Annotated in this window: 16 protein-coding genes and 1 pseudogene; 11 read left to right on the top strand and 6 right to left on the bottom strand. The window is 71.0% G+C overall.

The window, feature by feature from the left end; genetic code table 11:
- Positions 1 to 138 precede the first annotated feature (138 nt).
- The 4 genes from J8M51_RS12835 to J8M51_RS12820 all read left to right on the top strand — a co-directional run bounded on the left by J8M51_RS12835 (position 139) and on the right by J8M51_RS12820 (position 4,212).
- Positions 139 to 1,128 carry a PP2C family protein-serine/threonine phosphatase gene (locus J8M51_RS12835; RefSeq protein WP_086756258.1) on the top strand — a complete coding sequence of 330 codons (990 nt, stop codon included), beginning with the start codon at positions 139 to 141 and terminating at the stop codon, positions 1,126 to 1,128.
- A 50-nt stretch (positions 1,129 to 1,178) separates the two neighbouring features.
- Positions 1,179 to 2,519, top strand: a complete 1,341-nt coding sequence (locus J8M51_RS12830) for a transcriptional regulator (protein WP_086756257.1) — start codon at positions 1,179 to 1,181, stop codon at positions 2,517 to 2,519.
- Positions 2,520 to 2,617: 98 nt separating this feature from the next.
- Complete coding sequence (locus J8M51_RS12825) at positions 2,618 to 3,154, top strand: NUDIX domain-containing protein (RefSeq protein WP_086756255.1); 537 nt, start codon at positions 2,618 to 2,620, stop codon at positions 3,152 to 3,154.
- Positions 3,155 to 3,255: 101 nt separating this feature from the next.
- Positions 3,256 to 4,212 (top strand): IS481 family transposase, encoded by a 957-nt coding sequence (locus tag J8M51_RS12820; protein WP_267299166.1) that lies wholly within the window; start codon positions 3,256 to 3,258, stop codon positions 4,210 to 4,212.
- Here J8M51_RS12820 and J8M51_RS12815 read toward each other — a convergent pair.
- Together J8M51_RS12815 and J8M51_RS12810 are read right to left on the bottom strand one after the other, a co-directional pair.
- Positions 4,209 to 4,466, bottom strand: a complete 258-nt coding sequence (locus J8M51_RS12815; protein ID WP_086759337.1) for a hypothetical protein — start codon at positions 4,464 to 4,466, stop codon at positions 4,209 to 4,211. The genes J8M51_RS12820 and J8M51_RS12815 overlap by 4 nt on opposite strands.
- Before the next feature lie 205 nt (positions 4,467 to 4,671).
- On the bottom strand, positions 4,672 to 5,547 hold the full coding sequence (locus J8M51_RS12810) for a 3-hydroxybutyryl-CoA dehydrogenase (RefSeq protein WP_086759335.1): 876 nt from the start codon (positions 5,545 to 5,547) through the stop codon (positions 4,672 to 4,674).
- A 193-nt stretch (positions 5,548 to 5,740) separates the two neighbouring features.
- Here J8M51_RS12810 and J8M51_RS12805 point away from each other — a divergent pair, with 193 nt between their 5' ends.
- Positions 5,741 to 7,000 carry a glycoside hydrolase family 10 protein gene (locus tag J8M51_RS12805; RefSeq protein WP_256965608.1) on the top strand — a complete coding sequence of 420 codons (1,260 nt, stop codon included), beginning with the start codon at positions 5,741 to 5,743 and terminating at the stop codon, positions 6,998 to 7,000.
- 101 nt (positions 7,001 to 7,101) lie between these two features.
- Here the strand turns inward: J8M51_RS12805 and J8M51_RS12800 are convergent, their stop codons facing one another.
- Positions 7,102 to 7,638 (bottom strand): RICIN domain-containing protein, encoded by a 537-nt coding sequence (locus J8M51_RS12800; protein ID WP_086759331.1) that lies wholly within the window; start codon positions 7,636 to 7,638, stop codon positions 7,102 to 7,104.
- A gap of 183 nt (positions 7,639 to 7,821) precedes the next feature.
- Here J8M51_RS12800 and J8M51_RS12795 point away from each other — a divergent pair, with 183 nt between their 5' ends.
- A complete protein-coding gene (locus J8M51_RS12795) occupies positions 7,822 to 10,665 on the top strand; it encodes an AfsR/SARP family transcriptional regulator (RefSeq protein ID WP_317852978.1) in 2,844 nt (947 codons plus the stop codon).
- 405 nt (positions 10,666 to 11,070) lie between these two features.
- Positions 11,071 to 11,385: pseudogene (locus tag J8M51_RS12790) on the top strand (hypothetical protein); the annotation flags it as partial.
- 47 nt (positions 11,386 to 11,432) lie between these two features.
- Here the strand turns inward: J8M51_RS12790 and J8M51_RS12785 are convergent.
- Positions 11,433 to 11,630, bottom strand: a complete 198-nt coding sequence (locus J8M51_RS12785) for a DUF1918 domain-containing protein (RefSeq protein WP_086759325.1) — start codon at positions 11,628 to 11,630, stop codon at positions 11,433 to 11,435.
- A gap of 100 nt (positions 11,631 to 11,730) precedes the next feature.
- Complete coding sequence (locus tag J8M51_RS12780; RefSeq protein WP_086759323.1) at positions 11,731 to 12,675, bottom strand: DMT family transporter; 945 nt, start codon at positions 12,673 to 12,675, stop codon at positions 11,731 to 11,733.
- Here J8M51_RS12780 and J8M51_RS12775 point away from each other — a divergent pair.
- From J8M51_RS12775 to J8M51_RS12765, 3 genes are all read left to right on the top strand, one after another.
- Entirely contained in the window at positions 12,674 to 14,143 is a 1,470-nt protein-coding gene (locus J8M51_RS12775; protein ID WP_086759321.1) for an aminotransferase-like domain-containing protein, read from the top strand. The genes J8M51_RS12780 and J8M51_RS12775 overlap by 2 nt on opposite strands.
- Entirely contained in the window at positions 14,140 to 14,583 is a 444-nt protein-coding gene (locus J8M51_RS12770; protein WP_086759319.1) for a GNAT family N-acetyltransferase, read from the top strand. Before J8M51_RS12775 ends, J8M51_RS12770 begins: the two co-directional genes overlap by 4 nt.
- Before the next feature lie 106 nt (positions 14,584 to 14,689).
- Positions 14,690 to 15,265: a histidine phosphatase family protein gene (locus J8M51_RS12765; protein WP_086759318.1), complete on the top strand. Its 576-nt coding sequence runs from the start codon at positions 14,690 to 14,692 to the stop codon at positions 15,263 to 15,265.
- Here J8M51_RS12765 and J8M51_RS12760 read toward each other — a convergent pair.
- Complete coding sequence (locus J8M51_RS12760; RefSeq protein ID WP_086759316.1) at positions 15,243 to 15,776, bottom strand: DUF6314 family protein; 534 nt, start codon at positions 15,774 to 15,776, stop codon at positions 15,243 to 15,245. The two genes, J8M51_RS12765 and J8M51_RS12760, sit on opposite strands and share 23 nt — an antisense overlap.
- 153 nt (positions 15,777 to 15,929) lie before the next feature.
- On the opposite strand from J8M51_RS12760, the gene J8M51_RS12755 reads away from it, so the two are divergent.
- Positions 15,930 to 18,413 (top strand): alpha-L-arabinofuranosidase C-terminal domain-containing protein, encoded by a 2,484-nt coding sequence (locus J8M51_RS12755; RefSeq protein ID WP_086759314.1) that lies wholly within the window; start codon positions 15,930 to 15,932, stop codon positions 18,411 to 18,413.
- Positions 18,414 to 18,451: the final 38 nt, after the last annotated feature.

Raw genomic sequence — 18,451 nt, 5'->3', positions numbered from 1 at the left:
ATCGCCCCCTCCGTAGTCACCTCACTCATTTGGGTGACAACTTCCTGTGAAGGCCCCTGTCGAGGCATCCGGTGGACAGAATCGGACCGGCCTCTCGGGGCCTTCTGCGCTGTCCGGGCCTGATGGGGGGCCAACGGCATGATTCGAAGCAGGGCCGGGGCTCCTCGGCGTTCCGGCCGACGGCACGTACGGCGGGCGCTGGGCGGGGTCCGGATCGTCGGCGGGGCCGTGTTCCTCGCGGTCGGCACGGGGCTGATGCTGCACGTCAGGCAGGTGATGCTGCGGGAAGTGCGGCAGGCCCGTGAGGCCGCCTGCGCGGTGCGGGGCGTGCTGCTCAGGCCGCCGCCCGCACGGGTCGACGGACTGGCCACCGCCGCCGCGCAGCTCTCCGCCGACCGGGGAGCGCACGCGGGCGGCGACCTCTACGAGGTGATCTCCACCGAACACGGCGTACGGGTGGTGATGGGCGACGTACGGGGGCACGGCCTCGCCGCCGTAGGCACCGTCGCCGCCGTGCTGGGCAGTTTCCGCGAGGCCGTCCACGACGAGGCCGAGCTCGCCGGGGTCCTCACCCGCCTCGACCGCGCCCTCGCCCGGCACCACCGCGCCCGCGCCCACGCCGAGGACACCGAGGACTTCGTCACCGTCCTCCTTCTGGAGATCGCCCCCGACGGCGCCCTCCACGCCCTCAACTGCGGCCATCCCTGGCCCTATCTGCTCAGCGGCGGCCGGGCGGAACTCGTGGCCCCCGCGGAGCCGCTGCCCCCGCTGGGCGCGTTCCCTCTCCCCGGAGACCTGCCGGTCACGCCCTGCGGTCGGCTCCTCCCCGGCGAGGCACTGTTCCTCCACACGGACGGGGTGCCGGACGCGCGGGACGCCGAGCGCCGGTTCTTCCCGCTGGAGAGCGTGCTCGCCGAAGCCGTGCGCGGCCGGCCGATCTCCCCCCACTCCGTACTGCGGGCCGTGTTCACCCAACTCCTTCGCCACACACGGGGACGCCCCAAGGACGACATCGCGATACTGGTGCTGCGCAACGACCGCCCACTCACCCTCAGGGGCGCGAGGAACGGCGCCACCGGCCACGGACGACCCGCGGCCGACAACCCTCCTCTCGCTCCCACCCCCTAGGCGCCCGGCCCTTCCCCGGCGGGTGTCTCCACCGAGCCACCGGAGGGCCCATGCAGCCCAACACCCTGCTCGACGCGATCCTCGACGAGGCCGGTATCTCCCACGCCGGTCTGGCCGCGCACGTGAACCAGGCGGGGCGCGCCCGGGGGCTGGCGCTGCGGTACGAGCACACCGCCGTGGCCCGGTGGCTGAAGGGCCAGCGCCCGCGCGGTCAGGTGCCCGACCTGATCTGCGAGGTGCTCGCCGGACGGCTGCGCCGGACCGTCACCCTCGACGACATAGGACTCGGCGTCCCCGGCGAGCTGACCTCCCCGCACGGCGCCGGGCTCTCCGGTTTCGTGGAGCGGGCCACCGCCCTGTGGCGCTCCGACGAACAGCAGCGCCCCCATGTCCTCGGCGCCCCCGCCGTCACCGGGACGCCCGCCGTGATGCCGGTCTGGGAGTGGGAGAACCCGCCCGAGGACGTCGATGTGTCCCGGGGCGGACGGCACCGCGTCAGCATCGCCGACATCGAGATGCTGCGCGCGGCCCGGACCCACTACGAGCAGCTGTACCGCAAGGCCGGGGGAGTCGCCACGCGCGCCCGGATCGTCGGCTTCCTCAACTCCGAGGCCGCGCCGCTGCTGCGGGGCAGCTACACCGACGCCACCGGCCGTCAACTGCACCGGGCCACCGGCGGTTTGGTCGCGATCGCCGGGATCTGCGCCTACGACTCCGACGCCCACGGACTGGCCCAGCGCTACTTCCACCAGGCGCTGCGGCTGGCGAAGGCCAGCGGGGACCGGGGGCTCGGGGCGTACGTCATCGCGCTCCTCGTCAACCAGTCGCTGTTCATGCGGGAGCACCGGCAGGCCGTCGCCTTCGCCGAGGCGGCGCTGCGCACGGCGGGCAAGCACATCACCCCGGCGCTCTCCTCCGACCTCTACGCGATGCAGGCGAAGGCGTACGCGCACCTGGGCGACGGCACGAGCGCGCTCTCCTGCATCCGGCGGGCCGAGCAGGCCGCCGAGCGCATCCGGCGCGGGTACGAACCCGATGAGACCGGCTATGTCCAACCCGGCCTGGTGAACGTACAGGTGGCGGAGGCGCTGCTCAGCCTCGGCGACCTGACGGCCGCGGCGGAGCACGCGGCGGCGGCCGTCGGCACCCCGGCGCACGACCGGGGCCGGGTGCACCGGCTGGCGATGCTCAGCCAGATCGAACTGCGGCAGGGAAACGCGGACAAGGCGGCGGCGACGGCCGTCGAAATGGCCGAACGGGCGCGCGGAATGGAGTCCATGCGCCTGCGCGAAAGACTCCGGGCGGTACGCGAACACCTCGTGCGCAGCGGCTGCGCGGGGACCTCCGAGGCCGCCGAACTCATCGACGGAGCGCTGCGCGTACCGCTCTGACAGTGTCCCGGGGGCGCGGCCGTGCACCGGCCGTGCGCCTGCTGTCACCAAGCTCCTGCTGCGATATTGCCACTTACTCGGCGGAAGGTGGCAGAACCATGCAATGGGCGAAACAGAGCGAACAAACTGTGTACTCGAACCGCTGGTTCAGCGTCAATCTCGCGGATGTCGCATTGCCGGACGGGCGGCACCTCGACCACTTCCTGATCCGGCTGCGGCCTGTGGCCGTGGCCACCGTGGTCAATGAGGCCAACGAGGTGCTGCTGCTGTGGCGGCACCGCTTCATCACCGACAGCTGGGGGTGGGAACTCGCGGCGGGTGTCGTCGAGGACGGCGAACCCGTCGTGGAGGCCGCCGCCCGCGAACTGGAGGAGGAGACCGGATGGCGGCCGGGACCCCTGCACCACCTGATGAGCGTCGAGCCCTCCAACGGGCTCACCGACGCCCGGCACCACATCTACTGGGCCGACGAGGGCGCGTATGTCGGTCACCCGGTGGACGACTTCGAGTCGGACCGCAGGGAATGGGTTCCCCTCAAGCTCGTCCCCGACATGGTCGCCCGCGGCGAGGTCCCGGCCGCCAACATGGCGGCCGCCCTGCTCCTGCTGCACCATCTCAGGCTCGACAGGCCCTAGCTGTATTGAGCATGAGCGTTGTTGACACTGGCGGGTCTTGAACATGGCGAAGACCTCCGATGTGGTGGAGCTGTCTAGGAACACACCGCTCGGAGGTCTTCGTGTCCCACCGTAATGCCCGGCTGACCGTTCACGGCAGGCGGCTGCTCGTCGAACGTGTCCGCTCGGGTCGTCCCGTGGCGCACGTGGCCGCAGAGATGGGCATCTCACGCGCCACGGCCCACAAGTGGATCCGCCGCTGGCGCTGTGAAGGCGAGGCCGGGCTTCTTGACCGTTCGAGCAGGCCGCATCGGACGCCGCACCGCACCCCGGCGACGGCGGAGGACCGGGTGTGCCGGCTGCGGCGGGAGCGCAAGCCCGGCCCGGCCCGCATCGGCCCGGTCCTGGGCCTGCCCACCTCCACCGTGCACCGGATCCTGACCCGCCACGGCCTCAACCGCCTGGCCTGGCTGGACCGCCCCACCGGCGCCGTGATCCGCCGCTACGAACGCGACCGCCCCGGCGAACTGATCCACGTCGACGTCAAGAAGCTCGGCCGGATCCCCGACGGCGGCGGCCACAAGGTGCTGGGCCGCCGGGCGGGCCGGACCACGCGCAGCGGCATGGGCTTCGACTACGTCCACTCCGCCGTCGACGACCACACTCGCGTCGCCTACAGCGAGATCCACCCGGACGAGAAGGCCGACACCTGCGCCGCCTTCCTGCGCCGGGCCGCGGCCTTCTTCGCCGCATCGGGCATCGACCGCATCGAGCGGGTCCTGACCGACAACGCCTGGCCCTACCGCAAGAGCTTCGCCTGGCAGCAGGCGCTGGCCGACCTCGGCGCGACCGGCAAGCTCACCCGCGCCTACCGGCCGCAGACCAACGGCAAGGTCGAACGCTTCAACCGCACCCTGCTCGACGAATGGGCCTACCTGCGGCCCTACACCAGCAACACCGAACGCGCCGACGCCCTGGCAGACTTCCTGCACACCTACAACCACCACCGCTGCCACACCGCACTCGGCGGCCAGCCACCCATCAGCCGCGTCAACAACGCTGCGGCTCAATACACCTAGCGGCCCAGCGCCTGCCAGACGGACACCACCAGGGCGCCCAGGGCCGTGAGGGCCGCCACCGCCGGCAGGGGCCAGCGGGCGTGCTCCAGCGTGACGACCCGCGTGTGCAGGTCGTCGAGTTCCTTGGCGCTCTGTTCGGCGCGGTGGCTCAGCAGGGTCAGCCCTCCTTCGACGCGTGTGTGCGCCACATCCAGGCGGCGGCGTAACTCTGCGAGTTCGCCGTGGTGCACGGGATGCTCGGGGTCGATGGCCACGAGTCCGCTCCTTTCTGTAGTCAGCGCATCCCTTGCATGCGCACGTGAAGTCAACTCGCCTGGTGGGCGGGTGGGGAGAGTGTGCGGACGGCATATGCGTGTCCGCCGCGCACACGGTGTGTGAATACGACGGGCCCGGCACCGTTTCCGGTGCCGGGCCCGTGCGGGACGGCGAACTGACCGTCCGTAGCCGGTCCTTCGGTGATCAGGCGTACGAGTAGAAGCCCGACCCCGACTTGCGGCCGAGCCGGCCCGCGTCCACCATGCGCTGGAGCAGCGGGGGAGCGGCGTACAGCGGCTCCTTGTACTCCTCGTACATGCTGTTGGCGATGGAGACGATGGTGTCCAGACCGATCAGGTCCGAGAGCTTCAGCGGACCCATCGGGTGGGCGCAGCCCAGCTCCATGCCGTTGTCGATGTCCTCACGGCCCGCGATGCCCGACTCGAACATCCGGATCGCGGAGAGCAGATACGGCACGAGCAGCGCGTTGACCACGAAGCCCGAGCGGTCCTGGGCGCGCACGGCGTGCTTGCCGAGCACCTTCTCGGCGAACAGCTGCGCCCGGCTGAGCGTGCCCTCGGAGGTGGTGAGCGCCGGGATCAGCTCGACGAGCTTCTGCACCGGGGCCGGGTTGAAGAAGTGGATGCCGATGACATGGTCGGGCCGCGAGGTGGCGACCGCGAGCTTCACCAGCGGGATGGAGGAGGTGTTGGAGGCGAGGATCGCGTCCGGGCGGGTCACCACCTGGTCGAGCACCTGGAAGATCTGCGTCTTCACCTGCTCGTTCTCCACGACCGCCTCGATGACGAGGTCCCGGTCGGCGAACTCGCCGAGGTCCGTGGTGAAGCTCAGCCGGGCCTGGGTGTCGTCCCGCTCCGCCTCACTGATCTTGCCGCGCTCGGCGGCCTTGGACAGGGAGTTGAACAGCCGGGTACGGCCGATCTCCAGAGCCTCGCCGCTGGTCTCGGCGACCTTCACGTCCAGTCCGGCGCGGGCGCACACCTCGGCGATGCCCGCTCCCATCTGGCCGCAGCCCACGACTCCGACCCGTGCGAGATCTCCCGTTGGGAAGTCCGTCACATCGTCCCTTTCACTGGTCTACGTGCCTGGCAGATACCCGGGGTGTGGGCCTGCGCCAAACCCGCACGTTACCCGCGACGTCTACTGATCAGTATTCCGGGTGTCACATGGAAGGCTGGATCCGGGAACGGCCCGCGACGGACCGGTCCGCGACGGAGCGGACCCGCGGGACGCGGTACGCGGAGGTAGAAGGATGCATCGCAGGCCACGGATGTCACGACGGGCGTTCTGGGCGACCGCGGCGGCGACCCTCGTGGCGGCCGGCGGGGTGGCGGCGGGCACCGCCATCGCCGGCGGGGACCCGGGCCCCCGCCGCCGGGCCGCCGAGGGCGAACTGCGCGGCATGTGGCTGGCCACCGTCGTCAACCGGGACTGGCCCTCCGCACCCGGCCTCACCGCCGCCCAACAGCTCGCCGAACTCCGCGTCCACCTCGACACCGCCGTGGAGCGCCGGCTCAACGCGGTGATCTTCCAGGTCCGCCCCACCGCCGACGCGCTCTGGCCCTCCCCGTACGAGCCCTGGTCGCAGGTCCTCACCGGCACCCAGGGCAAGGACCCCGGCTGGGACCCGCTGGGCACGGCGGTCGAGGAGGCCCACGCCCGGGGACTCGAACTGCACGCCTGGTTCAACCCGTACCGGGTCGCCGTCCACACCGACCCGAGCCGGCTCGTCGCCTCGCACCCGGCCCGGGTGCACCCCGACTGGGTCGTCCCCTACGGCGGCAAGCTCTACTACAACCCCGGCATCCCCGCCGTCCGCGCCTTCGTGGAGAAGGCCATGCTCGACGCCGTACGGAAGTACGCCGTCGACGCCGTGCACTTCGACGACTACTTCTACCCGTACCCGGTGGCCGGCCAGGTCTTCGACGACGACGCGGCGTACGACGCGTACGGCGGGGGCTTCCCCAACCGGGCGGCCTGGCGGCGCGACAACATCGACCGGCTGGTGCGGGAGACGGCGGCCCAGATCAAGGCCGTCCGCCCCGGCACGCAGTTCGGGATCAGCCCGTTCGGGGTGTGGCGCAACGCCACGACGGACGCGGCCGGCTCGGACACCCGGGCCGGCGTGCAGACGTACGACGATCTGCACGCGGACACCCGGAAATGGGTCCAGGAGAACTGGATCGACTACATCGTGCCGCAGCTGTACTGGAACATCGGCTTCGCCGCCGCCGACTACGCGAAGCTGCTGACCTGGTGGGCGGAGACCGCGCGGGACAGCGGGACACGGCTGTACCTCGGGGAGGCCCTGTACAAGGCGGGCGACCCGGCGCAGCCCGCGGCCTGGCAGGACGCGGCCGAACTGTCCCGCCACCTCACTCTCGCCAAGGAGCATCCGGAAGCACGGGGGCACGTGTTCTTCTCGGCCAAGGAGGTCGAGGAGGACAAGATCGGGGCCATGGCCCGGGTGGTCGCCGACCACTACCGGCGGACGGCGCCGACGCCCCGATGATCGAGGGGCACGCCCCTGCGGGGTGCTCGGGACAAGCGAAACGATCTGCCGGGGAACCGGCAGATCGTCCGAGCGCGGGTGAGATCGCCGACCGGTGCGGTTCAGACGTTGATGATCCGCCAGCGCTGCTGGTCGGCGTTCTTCCGCGGCCGGGTCACGACCTGGAAGTCGTCGCCGGAGTTCTCGTAGGCGTCGAGGTACCGGCTGTTGCTGGCCTGCTGGATCGTGAACGTCCCGTTGAGGGACGGAAGAATCACCCATGCCTGGGTCGCGTTGTCCTGCGCGGGGCGGGTGACGACGCGGAAGTCCATCCCGGAGTACTCGTGGGCGTCGAGGTACCGCCCGTTGCTCACCTGCTGGATCGTGGAGAGACCGTTCCCCAGGTCGGTCAACAGCCAACGCTGGGTGGTGTTGTTCTGGAACGGTCGGGTGACCACCCTGAAGTCGAGACTCTCGATCTCATGGGCGTCCAGGAACCGGTTGGAGCTGGCCTGGGTGATGGTGACGACGCGCTGCGCCAGCACGGTGGGCGCGGCTGACGACGCGGCCTGGGCGACCCCGACCGAACCCAGGAGCGTGCAGGCCGCCAGGATCAGTGCGAGGACGATACGTGAGGCGATTTTTCTTCGATCGTTCATCAGTGACTGCCTTTCCGGGACTGTACTCACGGTGCCCTGCCGAGCAGAGCAGCGGGTTTGCGTGGTGGCTGTATCAATGTGTCGGGCCGGCCGAGGACACTCCTTGGACAATCCTTGAATCGGGGATCCGAACGCAGTAGGAACGAACGTGTGATGTCCGGCCTCGGGGGGAGTGCGGTCAGGGTGACGGTGGAATTCGGGGTGCTGGGAAGCGTCGAAGCCAGCATCGACGGGCAGTCCGCGATGCTGGGCCATACTCGGCAGCGTGGCGTACTGGCGGTACTCCTGGTGGACGTCAACTGCTTGGTGACGCCCGATCAGCTGGCGGACCGTATATGGGGCGACCGCCCGCCCAAGCGGGCGAGGGCCACTCTGCACAGCTATCTCTCCCGGCTGAGACGGTCTCTCGACGCCACCAGCGAGGCGGCCATCGCGCGGCAGCCCGGCGGCTATGTTCTCACCCTCGCCGAGACCGCGAGCGTGGACCTGCATTCCTTCCGTCACCTGGTCGCACAAGCAGGCGCCAGCAACGACGGAAGCCACGCGGAATCCCTGTTCGAACAAGCGCTGAGGCTGTGGCGGGCCGAGGCCTTCGCCGACCTGGACACCCCCTGGATCAACGCCCTGCGCGACACCCTCGACCAGGAACGGCTTGCGGCCCAACTGGACCTGGCAGACCTGCGATTAGGCATGGGGCGCCACGCCGCTCTGCTGCCGGAGCTGTCGGCTCGTGCCGCGATGTACCCGTTGGACGAACGGGTGAACGGCCAACTGATGCTCGCACAGCACCGCTGCGGACGCCCCGCCGAGGCACTGGATCACTACCGGCGAATCCACCGCCGCCTGGCCGACGAACTCGGCATCGGCCCCGGCCAGGCGCTTCGGGACATCCAGACCGCCATCCTCCAGCAGGACTCCACCCCTGCCTCGCTGTCCGGAACGCCGGTGTGGCAGAGCCCGCGTCCTGCCCAACTTCCCCTGGCAGCAGCTGACTTCACCGGGCGCTTCAGCGAAATGGCCCAGCTCGACGGCCTCCTGACCGCCGTGTCCGCGCCCTCGCCGCGCGGCGAGGAACAGGGCATCGCCCGAGCGGCTTCGGCGGTCGTCGCGTCGGTTTCGGGCACGGCCGGGGTCGGCAAGTCCACACTTGCCGTGCACTGGGCCCACCGGGTACGGGAAGCCTTTCCCGACGGGCAGCTGTATGTGAACCTGCGCGGGTTCGACCCCAGCGGACCGATGGTGAGCCCGGCTGAGGCGGTCCGGGGGTTCCTGGACGCCTTCGGAATATCCCCAGACCGTGTACCGCCCACCCTGGAAGCACAGGTCGGTCTCTACCGCAGTCTGTTGGACGACAGACGGGTACTCGTGCTGCTCGACAACGCCCGTGACGTCCAGCAGGTGCGCCCGCTGCTGCCCGGCGCACGCGGCTGTCTGGCACTGGTGACCAGCCGTGACCGGCTCACCGGCCTGGCCGTGGCGGAAAACGCACAGGCGCTGGCCCTGGACCTGCTCGCCCCGGCCGAAGCACGGGATCTGCTGACCAGCCGCCTCGGCGTTCGCCGAACGGCCGGCGAATCCGCCGCCGCGGATCAGATCATCGCCCGGTGCGCAGGGTTGCCGCTGGCGCTGGCGATCGTGGCCGCCCGCGCCGCCGCCCACCCCGATGTCGCGCTCACCGTTTTCGCCGAGGAACTCCAGGAGGACAGCAGTCCTCTGGACGCGCTGGACGGCGGAGACCCGACAACCCGGCTACGGGCGGTGTTCTCCTCCTCCTACCAGGCACTGAGCACCGACGCCGCCCGGCTCTTCAGGCTCCTCGGCCTCCACCCCGGCCCCGACACGGCCCTGCGGGCCGTGGCCGCGCTGGCCGGTCTGCCGCTGACCCGTACCCGCGCCCTGGTGACCGAGTTGATCCGCGGACACCTGCTCACCGAACACAAACCCGGCCGATACATCTTTCACGACCTGCTCCGCGCCTACGCCACGGAACTCGTCGGCGTCCACGACAGCGATCACGAACGCCGCAGCGCGACGCATCGCCTGCTCGACCACTACCTGCATACCGCCCATTCCGCCGACTCGCTGCTGACCTGCACACGCGACCCGATCCCCCTTGCCCCGGCACGGCCGGGCGCCGCCGCCGAGGAACTCACCGACCACCGGCAGGCGCTTACCTGGCTCACCACCGAGCGCTCCGTCCTCCTCACCGCCATCAAGCAGACCCCTGGCGGATTCGACGCCCACACCTGGCGGCTCGCCGCCGCCCTCACCACCTTCCTCGACCGGCAGGGACACTGGCACGCGCAGGCCGCAGCCCTCACCACAGCCCTGGACGCCGCACGGCGCCACGACGACAGGGCCGGTCAAGCCAACTCCCATCGTGCTCTCGGATTCATCCACACCAGGCTGGGCCACCCGGACGCTGCACATACCCAGTACGCGCTCGCGCTGGACCTGTTCAGTGAACTCGCAGACCCCGCCGGCCAGGCCCGTATCCACCAGGAACTCGGCCGGATCTCCCTGCACCACGGCCGCTTCCGGGACGCACTCGGTCACGCGCACCAGGCCCTCGTGCACTACCGGGCCGTGCACAACCGTGGCGGACAGGTCATCGCCCTCAACCACATCGGCCGGTATCACGCCAGGCTCGGCGAACGCCGACAGGCCCTCACCCATGGTCGGCAGGCCCTCGCGCTGGCCGAGGAGATCATGGATCTCGACGGTCAGGCGTACTCCTGGGACGCCCTTGGCTACGTCCACCACCATCTCGGCCAGTGCCGGCAAGCGATCGGCTGCTATCGGAAAGCTCTCGACCTGTTCCGCGAGACCGGCGACAGATACCACGAGGCCACCAGTTTCGCCGACGTCGGCGACACCCACCACACCGCCTCCGAGCCCACAGCCGCCCACGAAGCCTGGACACGGGCGCTGACCATCTTCGACGAACTCGGCCACCCGAAGGCAGCCCGGCTGCGCGCCAAGATCCTCCGCCATCTCGCCCACGGAAAGCCGACGGTCATGTGCTGACCTGCGTGACTGTTCGCTGTCGCAGGTCACCCTCGACATCACCGACCGTGATCTCGACCCGCGCTCGGTCAGTTTCCCGAGAGCGCCCGGTTCACACGACGCTCAGGACCCGTACACCATGGGTGGAACCAGGAGCGATCCCGCACCCACGACCACGTGCGGCACGGCAGCACGAACCCGTTCGCCGCCGGCGCGGTGTTCGGCGCGTGCAGTCCGAACCGGAACGGCGCGACCTTCCTGGCCTTCCTGGAGAAGGCGGTGAAGCCGTGCGCCGGCCAGGAAGTCCCTATCGTGCCGGACAACCTCTCCCCGCACACCACCCCGGACCTGGTTCCCGCCACGGCGTGCCGACCGACTTCCGTGAGAGCCCCCCCCGGGGTGACCGGGCTGACGTGAGACTTCTGCCCGCAGCTGTACTGGATCATCGGCTTCGCCGCCGCCGACTACGCGAAGCTGCTGTCCTGGTGGGCGGAGACCGCGCGGGACAGCGGGACACGGCTGTACCTCGGGGAGGCCCTGTACAAGGCGGGCGACCCGGCGCAGCCCGCGGCCTGGCAGGACCCGGCCGAGCTGTCGAAGCACCTCACCCTGGCCCGGGACGTCCCGGAGGTACGCGGACACGTGTTCTTCTCGGCCAAGGAGGTCGGGCTCGACCGGATCGGCGCGATGGCACGCGTGGTCGCCGACCACTACCGGCGGCCGGCGGAACCACCGCGCTGACGGGGCCGGGGTGAACCGGCGGGACCGGGGTGACGGACGCGGGTCGGCTACCTCGGGTCCCCGGGGTGGCGGACGACCGTGTCCGGGCCGGGGGACATCAGCGCCTCATGACCGTCGTCCTCGAACCTGACCCGGTAGGGCGGGTTCCCGTTCTGGCCGAGCACCTCCAGGACCTCCGCGGTCCGGTCGTGGTGCCCGACGGTCCTGCCGTGCACCAGCAGGGTGTCGCCTACAGCTGCCTGCATCGGGGGCCTCCTCGTCTCGCACGGGAGTGGCGGTCCGTGACCGCAGTCTATTGCGGGCGGCGCCGGTTGGACCGGTGTGCGTACGGGTTCTCCGGCGTCCTCAGGCGGAGGAGCGCTGGGTGACCGCGATACAGACCAGCACGGCGGCGGCCGTCAGGGGCGCGGCCGGGGTGAGCTGCTCACCGAGGAGCAGCACCGACCACACCAGTGTGAGCAGCGGCTGCGCCAGCTGCAACTGGCTGGCCTTCGGTATGCCGATCGCCGCCATGCCCCGGTACCAGACGACCAGCCCCAGGAACTGGGACCCGGCCGCCACCCACAGCAGCCCGGCCACACCGTGCGCGGTCAGCCGGACCGGTTCGTACGACAGGGCCAGCAGCGCGCCCGGCAGGGTCAGCGGCAGACAGAGCACCAGGGCCCAGCCGATGACCTGCCAGCCGGGCATCACCCGGGCCAGCCGGCCGCCCTCGGTGTAGCCGGCCGCGCACACCAGCAGGGCGCCGAAGAGATAGAGGTCGGCCGCGGTGAGCGCGCCGCCGCTCTGCGCCACGGTGAACGCGAGGACGGCGGCGGCCCCGGCGAGGGCGGCGGCCCAGAAGGTGCGCGAGGGGCGGGTGCCCATGCGCAGCGCCGAGAACAGGGCGGTCGTCAGCGGGAGCAGACCGACCACGACGGCGGCGTGCGCGGTGGTCGAGGTCCGCAGCGCGAGCGTGGTCAGCAGGGGAAAGCCGACGACCACTCCGGCGGCCACGACCGCGAGCCCCGCCCAGTGCCGGCGGCCCGGCGGTCGCACCCCGAGGGCCAGCAGACAGCCGCCCGCGATGACGGCCGCGAGGACGCTGCGCACGGCGACCAGCGACCAGGGGCCGAAGCTCTCCAGACCCCAGGCGGTGGCCGGGAAGGTGAGGGAGAAGGCGATGACCCCGAGGGCGGCCTGCAGGGTGCCGCCGGTGCGGGCGCGGTGCGGCCCGGACGCGCCGGCCTCGGTGACCCTGGCCGGGACCGCTACTGAATCCCGCGTGATAGCGCTACTCTCTGCTCTCATGCACGAGCGTAGCAGTGTCGCGGAACTGGTGGAACACCTGCGGAAGGAGCTGGACCGCTACTCTCCCGGTGGAAAACTGCCGTCGAGTCGGGCTCTGGTCGAGCGCTTCCGGGTGAGCCCGGTGACGGTCTCGCGGGCCCTGGCGCACCTCGCCGCCGAGGGGCTCGTGGTGACCCGGCCGGGCGCGGGCGCCTTCCGGGCCCGGCCGCGCGAGAGCGGGACGGCGGTCGTGGGGGACACCTCCTGGCAGGAGGTCGCGCTGAGCGCGGACGGCAGCGCCGAGCCCTCGCCCCGCACGGTGGACGCCTCCGGGGTGCTGGTCTCGCTGGCCTCCCCGCCACCCGGCGTGATCGAGTTCAACGGCGGCTATCTGCACCCCTCGCTCCAGCCGGAACAGGCGATGGGCGCGGCCCTGTCGAGGGCCGGGCGGCGTCCCGGCGTGTGGGCGAGACCACCGGTCGAGGGCGTGCCGGAACTGCGCGAGTGGTTCGCCCGGAGCATCGGCGGGGCGATCACCGCGGCCGAGGTGATCGTCGCGGCGGGCGGCCAGTCCGCGCTGACCACCGCCCTGCGCGCGCTCGCGCCGCCCGGGGCGCCCGTGCTGGTCGAGTCGCCGACCTATCCGGGCATGCTGGCGATCGCGCGGGCGGCCGGGCTGCGGCCCGTCCCGGTGCCGGTGGACGCGGACGGGGTACGGCCCGCCCTGCTCGCCGACGCGTTCAAGGCGTCCGGCGCCCGAGTCCTCGTCTGCCAGCCGCTGTTCCAGAACCCCACCGGCGCCGTCCTGTCCGCCGACCGCCGGGGCGAGGTGCTGCGGATCGCGCGGGAGGCGGGGGCCTTCGTCGTCGAGGACGACTTCGTGCGCCGGCTCGTGCACGAGGACGCCGGCCCCCTGCCCAGGCCGCTGGCGGCGGACGACCCCGACGGAGTGGTCGTCCATGTCTCCTCGCTGACCAAGGCGACCTCGCCCAGCTTCCGGGTCGGCGCCCTGGCCGCGCGCGGGCCGGTGCTGGAACGGCTGCGCGCCATCCAGGTCGTCGACACCTTCTTCGTGCCGCGCCCTCTTCAGGAGGCCGCCCTCGAACTGGTCGGCTCTCCCGCCTGGCCCCGCCATCTCCGTTCGGTGTCCAGGGAGTTGAAGAACCGCCGGGACACCCTCACGACCGAGCTGCGACTGCGCCTGCCCGAACTCGCCCTGCCCCACATCCCCTCCGGCGGCTACCACCTGTGGCTGCGCCTGCCGGACGGCATCGGAGGAGAGCCCTCGCTGGTCGCCGCCGCCCTCCGCGCGGGCGTCGCCGTCACCCCCGGGCGCCCCTACTTCAGCGCCGAACCCCCGGCCGGGCACCTGCGGTTGAGCTTCGCCGGGGTCGCGGGAGCGGGGGAGATCGTGGAGGGCGTACGACGGCTGAAGGAGGCCGTAAACGGTTCGACAGGAGCCCCCTGGCCTGCGAACGTCCAGCCATGAGCGAAGAGCCGAACCCGGGCCTGCCCGAGGGCTACGAACTGTCCGACGACCCCGGCCGCGTCGATGTCGGACGGGTCCACGGATGGCTGTCCACCGACGCGTACTGGGCCCTCGGCCGCTCCCGGGAGAAGCAGGAGCGCGCGATCCGGGGGTCCCTCAACTTCGGTGTGTACGAGACGGGTTCGGGGGAGCAGGTGGCGTACGCGCGGGTGGTGACCGACCGGACCACGTTCGCCTGGCTCTGCGACGTGTACGTCGCCCCGTCGGCGCGGGGGAAGGGGCTCGGCACCACGCTGGTCGCGGCCGTGTGCGAGCGGCTGCGGTCGGACGGGCTGCGGCGCGTCGTGCTGGCCACGCACGACGCGCACGGCGTCTACGCCAAGCTCGGGTTCGAGCCGCTCGCCGAGCCCGGCCAGTGGATGGCGCTGGTGTTCGAGTGAGGGGTGGAGCAAGGTGACGCGTGCCCGGAGTGCGCGCCGCGATACCCCGGGTAACTCCTGAGTAACGCCTCTTGACCTGCGCAGAACCCCGTTCCACCATCGCCGCATGCATCTTCGGGTCACGTTCGTCGCCGCCGCGCGCTGCTCCTCGCTGCTCGCGGAGCGTTTCGAGGACGACCGGCCGCTGGACCAGGCCGGATGGGACGAAGTGCAGCGCGCCGCCCATGAGCTGGTGCCGTTGGCGGCGGCCGAGCTGCGCTACTGCTCGCCGACGCCCCGCAGCCGGGCCACGGGTGACGCCCTCGGCTACGCGCCGCTGGCCCAGCCCGCGCTGCGGGACTGCGACATGGGCCGCTGGCGGGGCTTCACCCTGGGCGAGGCCATGGCCCGGGAGCCCTCGGCCGTCGACGCCTGGCTCGCCGACCCGTACGCCACCCCGCACGGCGGCGAGTCGCTGACCGGCTTCATCTCCCGTATCGGCGGCTGGCTCGACACCCGTCCGGCGGACGACGGCGGCCGTATCGTCGCCGTGGCCGAGCCGTCCGTGCTGCGCGCCGCCCTGGTCTTCGCGCTGAAGGCGCCGCCCTCGTCCTACTGGAACATGGACATCCGCCCCCTGTCGACGGTCACGGTCGCGGGGCACGCGGGCCGCTGGAACCTCAGGCTGGGCGCCGCGCGGTAGGCCCTCGGCCTCGGCCCGGGGGCTCGCGGGTGTGGTCGGTGACCAGGAGCAGGTCCTTCGCGGGGCCGCCGACCCGCCAGGTGGTCCGCCAGCGGTCCTCGTCGTACACCTCGAACTCGCCCCGGTAGAGGTCGGCGACGCAGGGGTGGTCCGTGCGCCAGTGGCCGGTGGTCAGATCCAGGTCGTGGAACGGGCGGCCGTCGGCGAAGCGGACGTCCGCCGTGCCGGGGGCGGGGCCCGGCAGGAAACGCAGGGTGCGTTCGGCGGGGCGCGGGACGCCCTGCCAGACGAAGGTACCGGCCTCCCGGTGGAGCAGGCCGCCGCCGAGGTCGCCGAGGTCGCGGACGCCGTCGAGGTCGCGGACGTCGCCGTCGTCGTCCGGCGGGCCGAAGACGGTCGTCCCGGAGAACTCCCCTTCCGCACCGCCGGCGAGATCCCGCACGGACCTCAGGACGCGCCAGCGGCCAGCGAGATGGGCCAGTACATCGGGCACCGGCAGGAAATCGCCCATCCGCCCCGCATCTCCGATCACTTCCGACACTTTCGGTGCTGTGCGACCCGTTGACGCTGTCCGGGTCGCCTCCCTATCTTGCCGTTCGAAGTGCTGATCATTGTTCGACATCTCGAATAGCTCCAGACCCCCACCCCGAGCCGCGGAGTATCCATGTCACGCAGCACCCGCACCCGTTGGAGACTCGGCCTCACCGCCACCGCCTTCCTGGTGGCCGCCGCCTCCGTCCCGGCCCCCGCACACGCCGAGGACGTCACCGACTACGCGATCACCGTCGACCCGTCCGCGAAGGGCGCGGACATCGACGACACGATGTACGGCGTCTTCTTCGAGGACATCAACCGGGCCGCCGACGGCGGTCTCTACGCCGAACTCGTGCAGAACCGGTCCTTCGAGTACTCGACCGCCGACAACCGCGCCTACACCCCCCTCACCTCATGGGCGGTCGACGGCACCGCGCAGGTCGTGAACGACGTCGGCCGCCTCAACGAACGCAACCGCAACTACCTCTCCCTGGGCGCCGGTTCGGCCGTCACCAACGCCGGCTACAACACCGGTGTCCACGTCGAGGAGGGCGAGAGGTACAACTTCTCGGTGTGGGCGCGCGCCGACGCCCGCACGTCACTGACCGTCACCCTCCAGGACGCGGACGGCCCGCTCGCCGAGGCCGGCCAGGTCGTGGTCAAGGGCGGCTGGGCCAGGCACAAGTTCTCGTTCAGGGCGACACGGACCAGCTCCGACGGCCGTCTCACCGTCGCCTCCGCCGGTGCCGTCGCCCTCGACGAGGTGTCCCTCTTCCCCCGCGACACCTACAAGGGCCACAAGAACGGCCTGCGCAAGGACCTCGCCGAGAAGATCGCCGCCCTGGAGCCGGGCTTCGTCCGCTTCCCCGGCGGCTGCCTCGTCAACACCGGCTCCATGCAGGACTACAGCGAGGCCTCCAACTGGGAGCGCAAGCGCTCGTACCAGTGGAAGGACACCATAGGCCCCGTCGAGCAGCGCGCCACCAATTCCAACTTCTGGGGCTACAACCAGAGTTACGGCCTCGGCTACTACGAGTACTTCCAGTTCTCCGAGGACATCGGCGCCATGCCGCTGCCCGTGGTGCCCGCCCTCGTCACCGGCTGCGGCCAGAACAAGGCCACCGACGACGAGGCCCTCCTCCAGCGGCACATCCAGGACACCCTGGACCTCATCGAGTTCGCCAACGGGCCGGTCACCAGCGAGTGGGGCAAGAAGCGGGCCCAGATGGGCCACCCCGAGCCCTTCCACCTCACCCACCTCGGCGTCGGCAACGAGGAGAACCTGCCGAACGAGTTCTTCGCCCGCTTCCAGAAGTTCCGGGCCGCCATCGCGGCGAAGTACCCGGACATCAAGGTGATCTCGAACTCCGGCCCCGACGACACGGGCACCACCTTCGACACCGCCTGGAAGCTGAACCGCGACGGACACGTCGCCATGGTCGACGAGCACTACTACAACAGCCCCCAGTGGTTCCTCCAGAACAACGACCGCTACGACTCCTACGACCGCAGCGGTCCGAAGGTCTTCCTCGGCGAGTACGCCTCCCAGGGCAACGCCTTCAAGAACGCCCTCTCCGAAGCCGCGTTCATGACCGGCCTGGAGCGCAACGCCGACATCGTGAAACTCGCCTCCTACGCACCGCTCCTCGCCAACGAGGACTATGTGCAGTGGAGCCCCGACATGATCTGGTTCAACAACCACGCCTCGTGGAACTCCGCCAACTACGAGACCCAGAAGCTCTTCATGACCAACGTCGGAGACCGCGTGGTCCCGTCCACGGCCACCGGCACACCCGCGCTGACCGGCCCGATCACCGGCGCCGTGGGCCTCTCCACCTGGGCGACGACAGCGGCGTACGACGATGTGACGGTCACGGCCGAGGACGGCACGAGCCTGCTCAGCGACGACTTCGGCGGTGACGCCTCGAAGTGGACCCACACCGGCAAGGGCAGCTGGACCGTCCAGGACGGGCAGTACGTCCAGACCGACGTGGCCGCCGAGAACACCATGGTCTCGGCCGGTGACACCGCCTGGCACGACTACGACCTCAAGGTGAAGGCCACGAAGAAGGCCGGCAAGGAGGGCTTCCTCGTCGCCTTCGGCGTCAAGGACACCGGGAACTTCTACTGGTGGAACCTCGGCGGCTGGAACAACACCACCAGCGCGGTCGAGCAGGCCGTCGACGGCGGCAAGTCCTCGCTGATCTCCAAGCCGGGCACGATCGAGACGGGCCGTACGTACGACGTCGAGGTCAAGGTGCGCGGCCGGCAGGTGACCCTACTGCTGGACGGCAAGGAGTGGGGGAGCTTCAAGGACGACAAGCCGGCGGAGCCGTTCCGGCAGGTCGTGACGCGGGACGCCAAGACCGGTGACCTGATCGTCAAGGTCGTCAACGCGCAGGGGGTCGCCGCGCGGGCGGCGATCGACCTCGGCGGCGCGGACGTCCGCTCCAAGGCGCGGGTCACCACGCTGGCCGCCGCGCCCGACGCGGTGAACACGGAGACGGCCACGCCGGTGGCGCCGGTGACGTCCACGTTCAGTGGGGTGGCCGAGAAGTTCAGCTACACGTTCCCGGCGAACTCGGTGACGTTCCTGAGGATCAGGGAGCGGTGAGGGTGGGGGTGCCTGGGCCTGGTGAGCCGGGCACCCCC

Source organism: Streptomyces griseiscabiei (genome assembly GCF_020010925.1).
Taxonomy (GTDB): Bacteria; Actinomycetota; Actinomycetes; order Streptomycetales; family Streptomycetaceae; genus Streptomyces; species Streptomyces griseiscabiei.
Note: the sequence above shows the minus strand (reverse complement) of the source record. Positions and strands in the feature narration are given on the sequence as shown.

What these genes read in the sequence shown, in the direction of transcription:
- J8M51_RS12760 (WP_086759316.1), bottom strand. Translation starts at nt 15,776, where the DNA reads ATGGGCGATTTCCTGCCGGTGCCCGATGTACTGGCCCATCTCGCTGGC.
- J8M51_RS12780 (WP_086759323.1), bottom strand. Translation starts at nt 12,675, where the DNA reads ATGAGAGCAGAGAGTAGCGCTATCACGCGGGATTCAGTAGCGGTCCCG.
- J8M51_RS12825 (WP_086756255.1), top strand. Translation starts at nt 2,618, where the DNA reads ATGCAATGGGCGAAACAGAGCGAACAAACTGTGTACTCGAACCGCTGG.
- J8M51_RS12755 (WP_086759314.1), top strand. Translation starts at nt 15,930, where the DNA reads ATGTCACGCAGCACCCGCACCCGTTGGAGACTCGGCCTCACCGCCACC.
- J8M51_RS12830 (WP_086756257.1), top strand. Translation starts at nt 1,179, where the DNA reads ATGCAGCCCAACACCCTGCTCGACGCGATCCTCGACGAGGCCGGTATC.
- J8M51_RS12805 (WP_256965608.1), top strand. Translation starts at nt 5,741, where the DNA reads ATGCATCGCAGGCCACGGATGTCACGACGGGCGTTCTGGGCGACCGCG.
- J8M51_RS12785 (WP_086759325.1), bottom strand. Translation starts at nt 11,630, where the DNA reads ATGCAGGCAGCTGTAGGCGACACCCTGCTGGTGCACGGCAGGACCGTC.
- J8M51_RS12800 (WP_086759331.1), bottom strand. Translation starts at nt 7,638, where the DNA reads ATGAACGATCGAAGAAAAATCGCCTCACGTATCGTCCTCGCACTGATC.
- J8M51_RS12765 (WP_086759318.1), top strand. Translation starts at nt 14,690, where the DNA reads ATGCATCTTCGGGTCACGTTCGTCGCCGCCGCGCGCTGCTCCTCGCTG.
- J8M51_RS12775 (WP_086759321.1), top strand. Translation starts at nt 12,674, where the DNA reads ATGCACGAGCGTAGCAGTGTCGCGGAACTGGTGGAACACCTGCGGAAG.
- J8M51_RS12770 (WP_086759319.1), top strand. Translation starts at nt 14,140, where the DNA reads ATGAGCGAAGAGCCGAACCCGGGCCTGCCCGAGGGCTACGAACTGTCC.
- J8M51_RS12835 (WP_086756258.1), top strand. Translation starts at nt 139, where the DNA reads ATGATTCGAAGCAGGGCCGGGGCTCCTCGGCGTTCCGGCCGACGGCAC.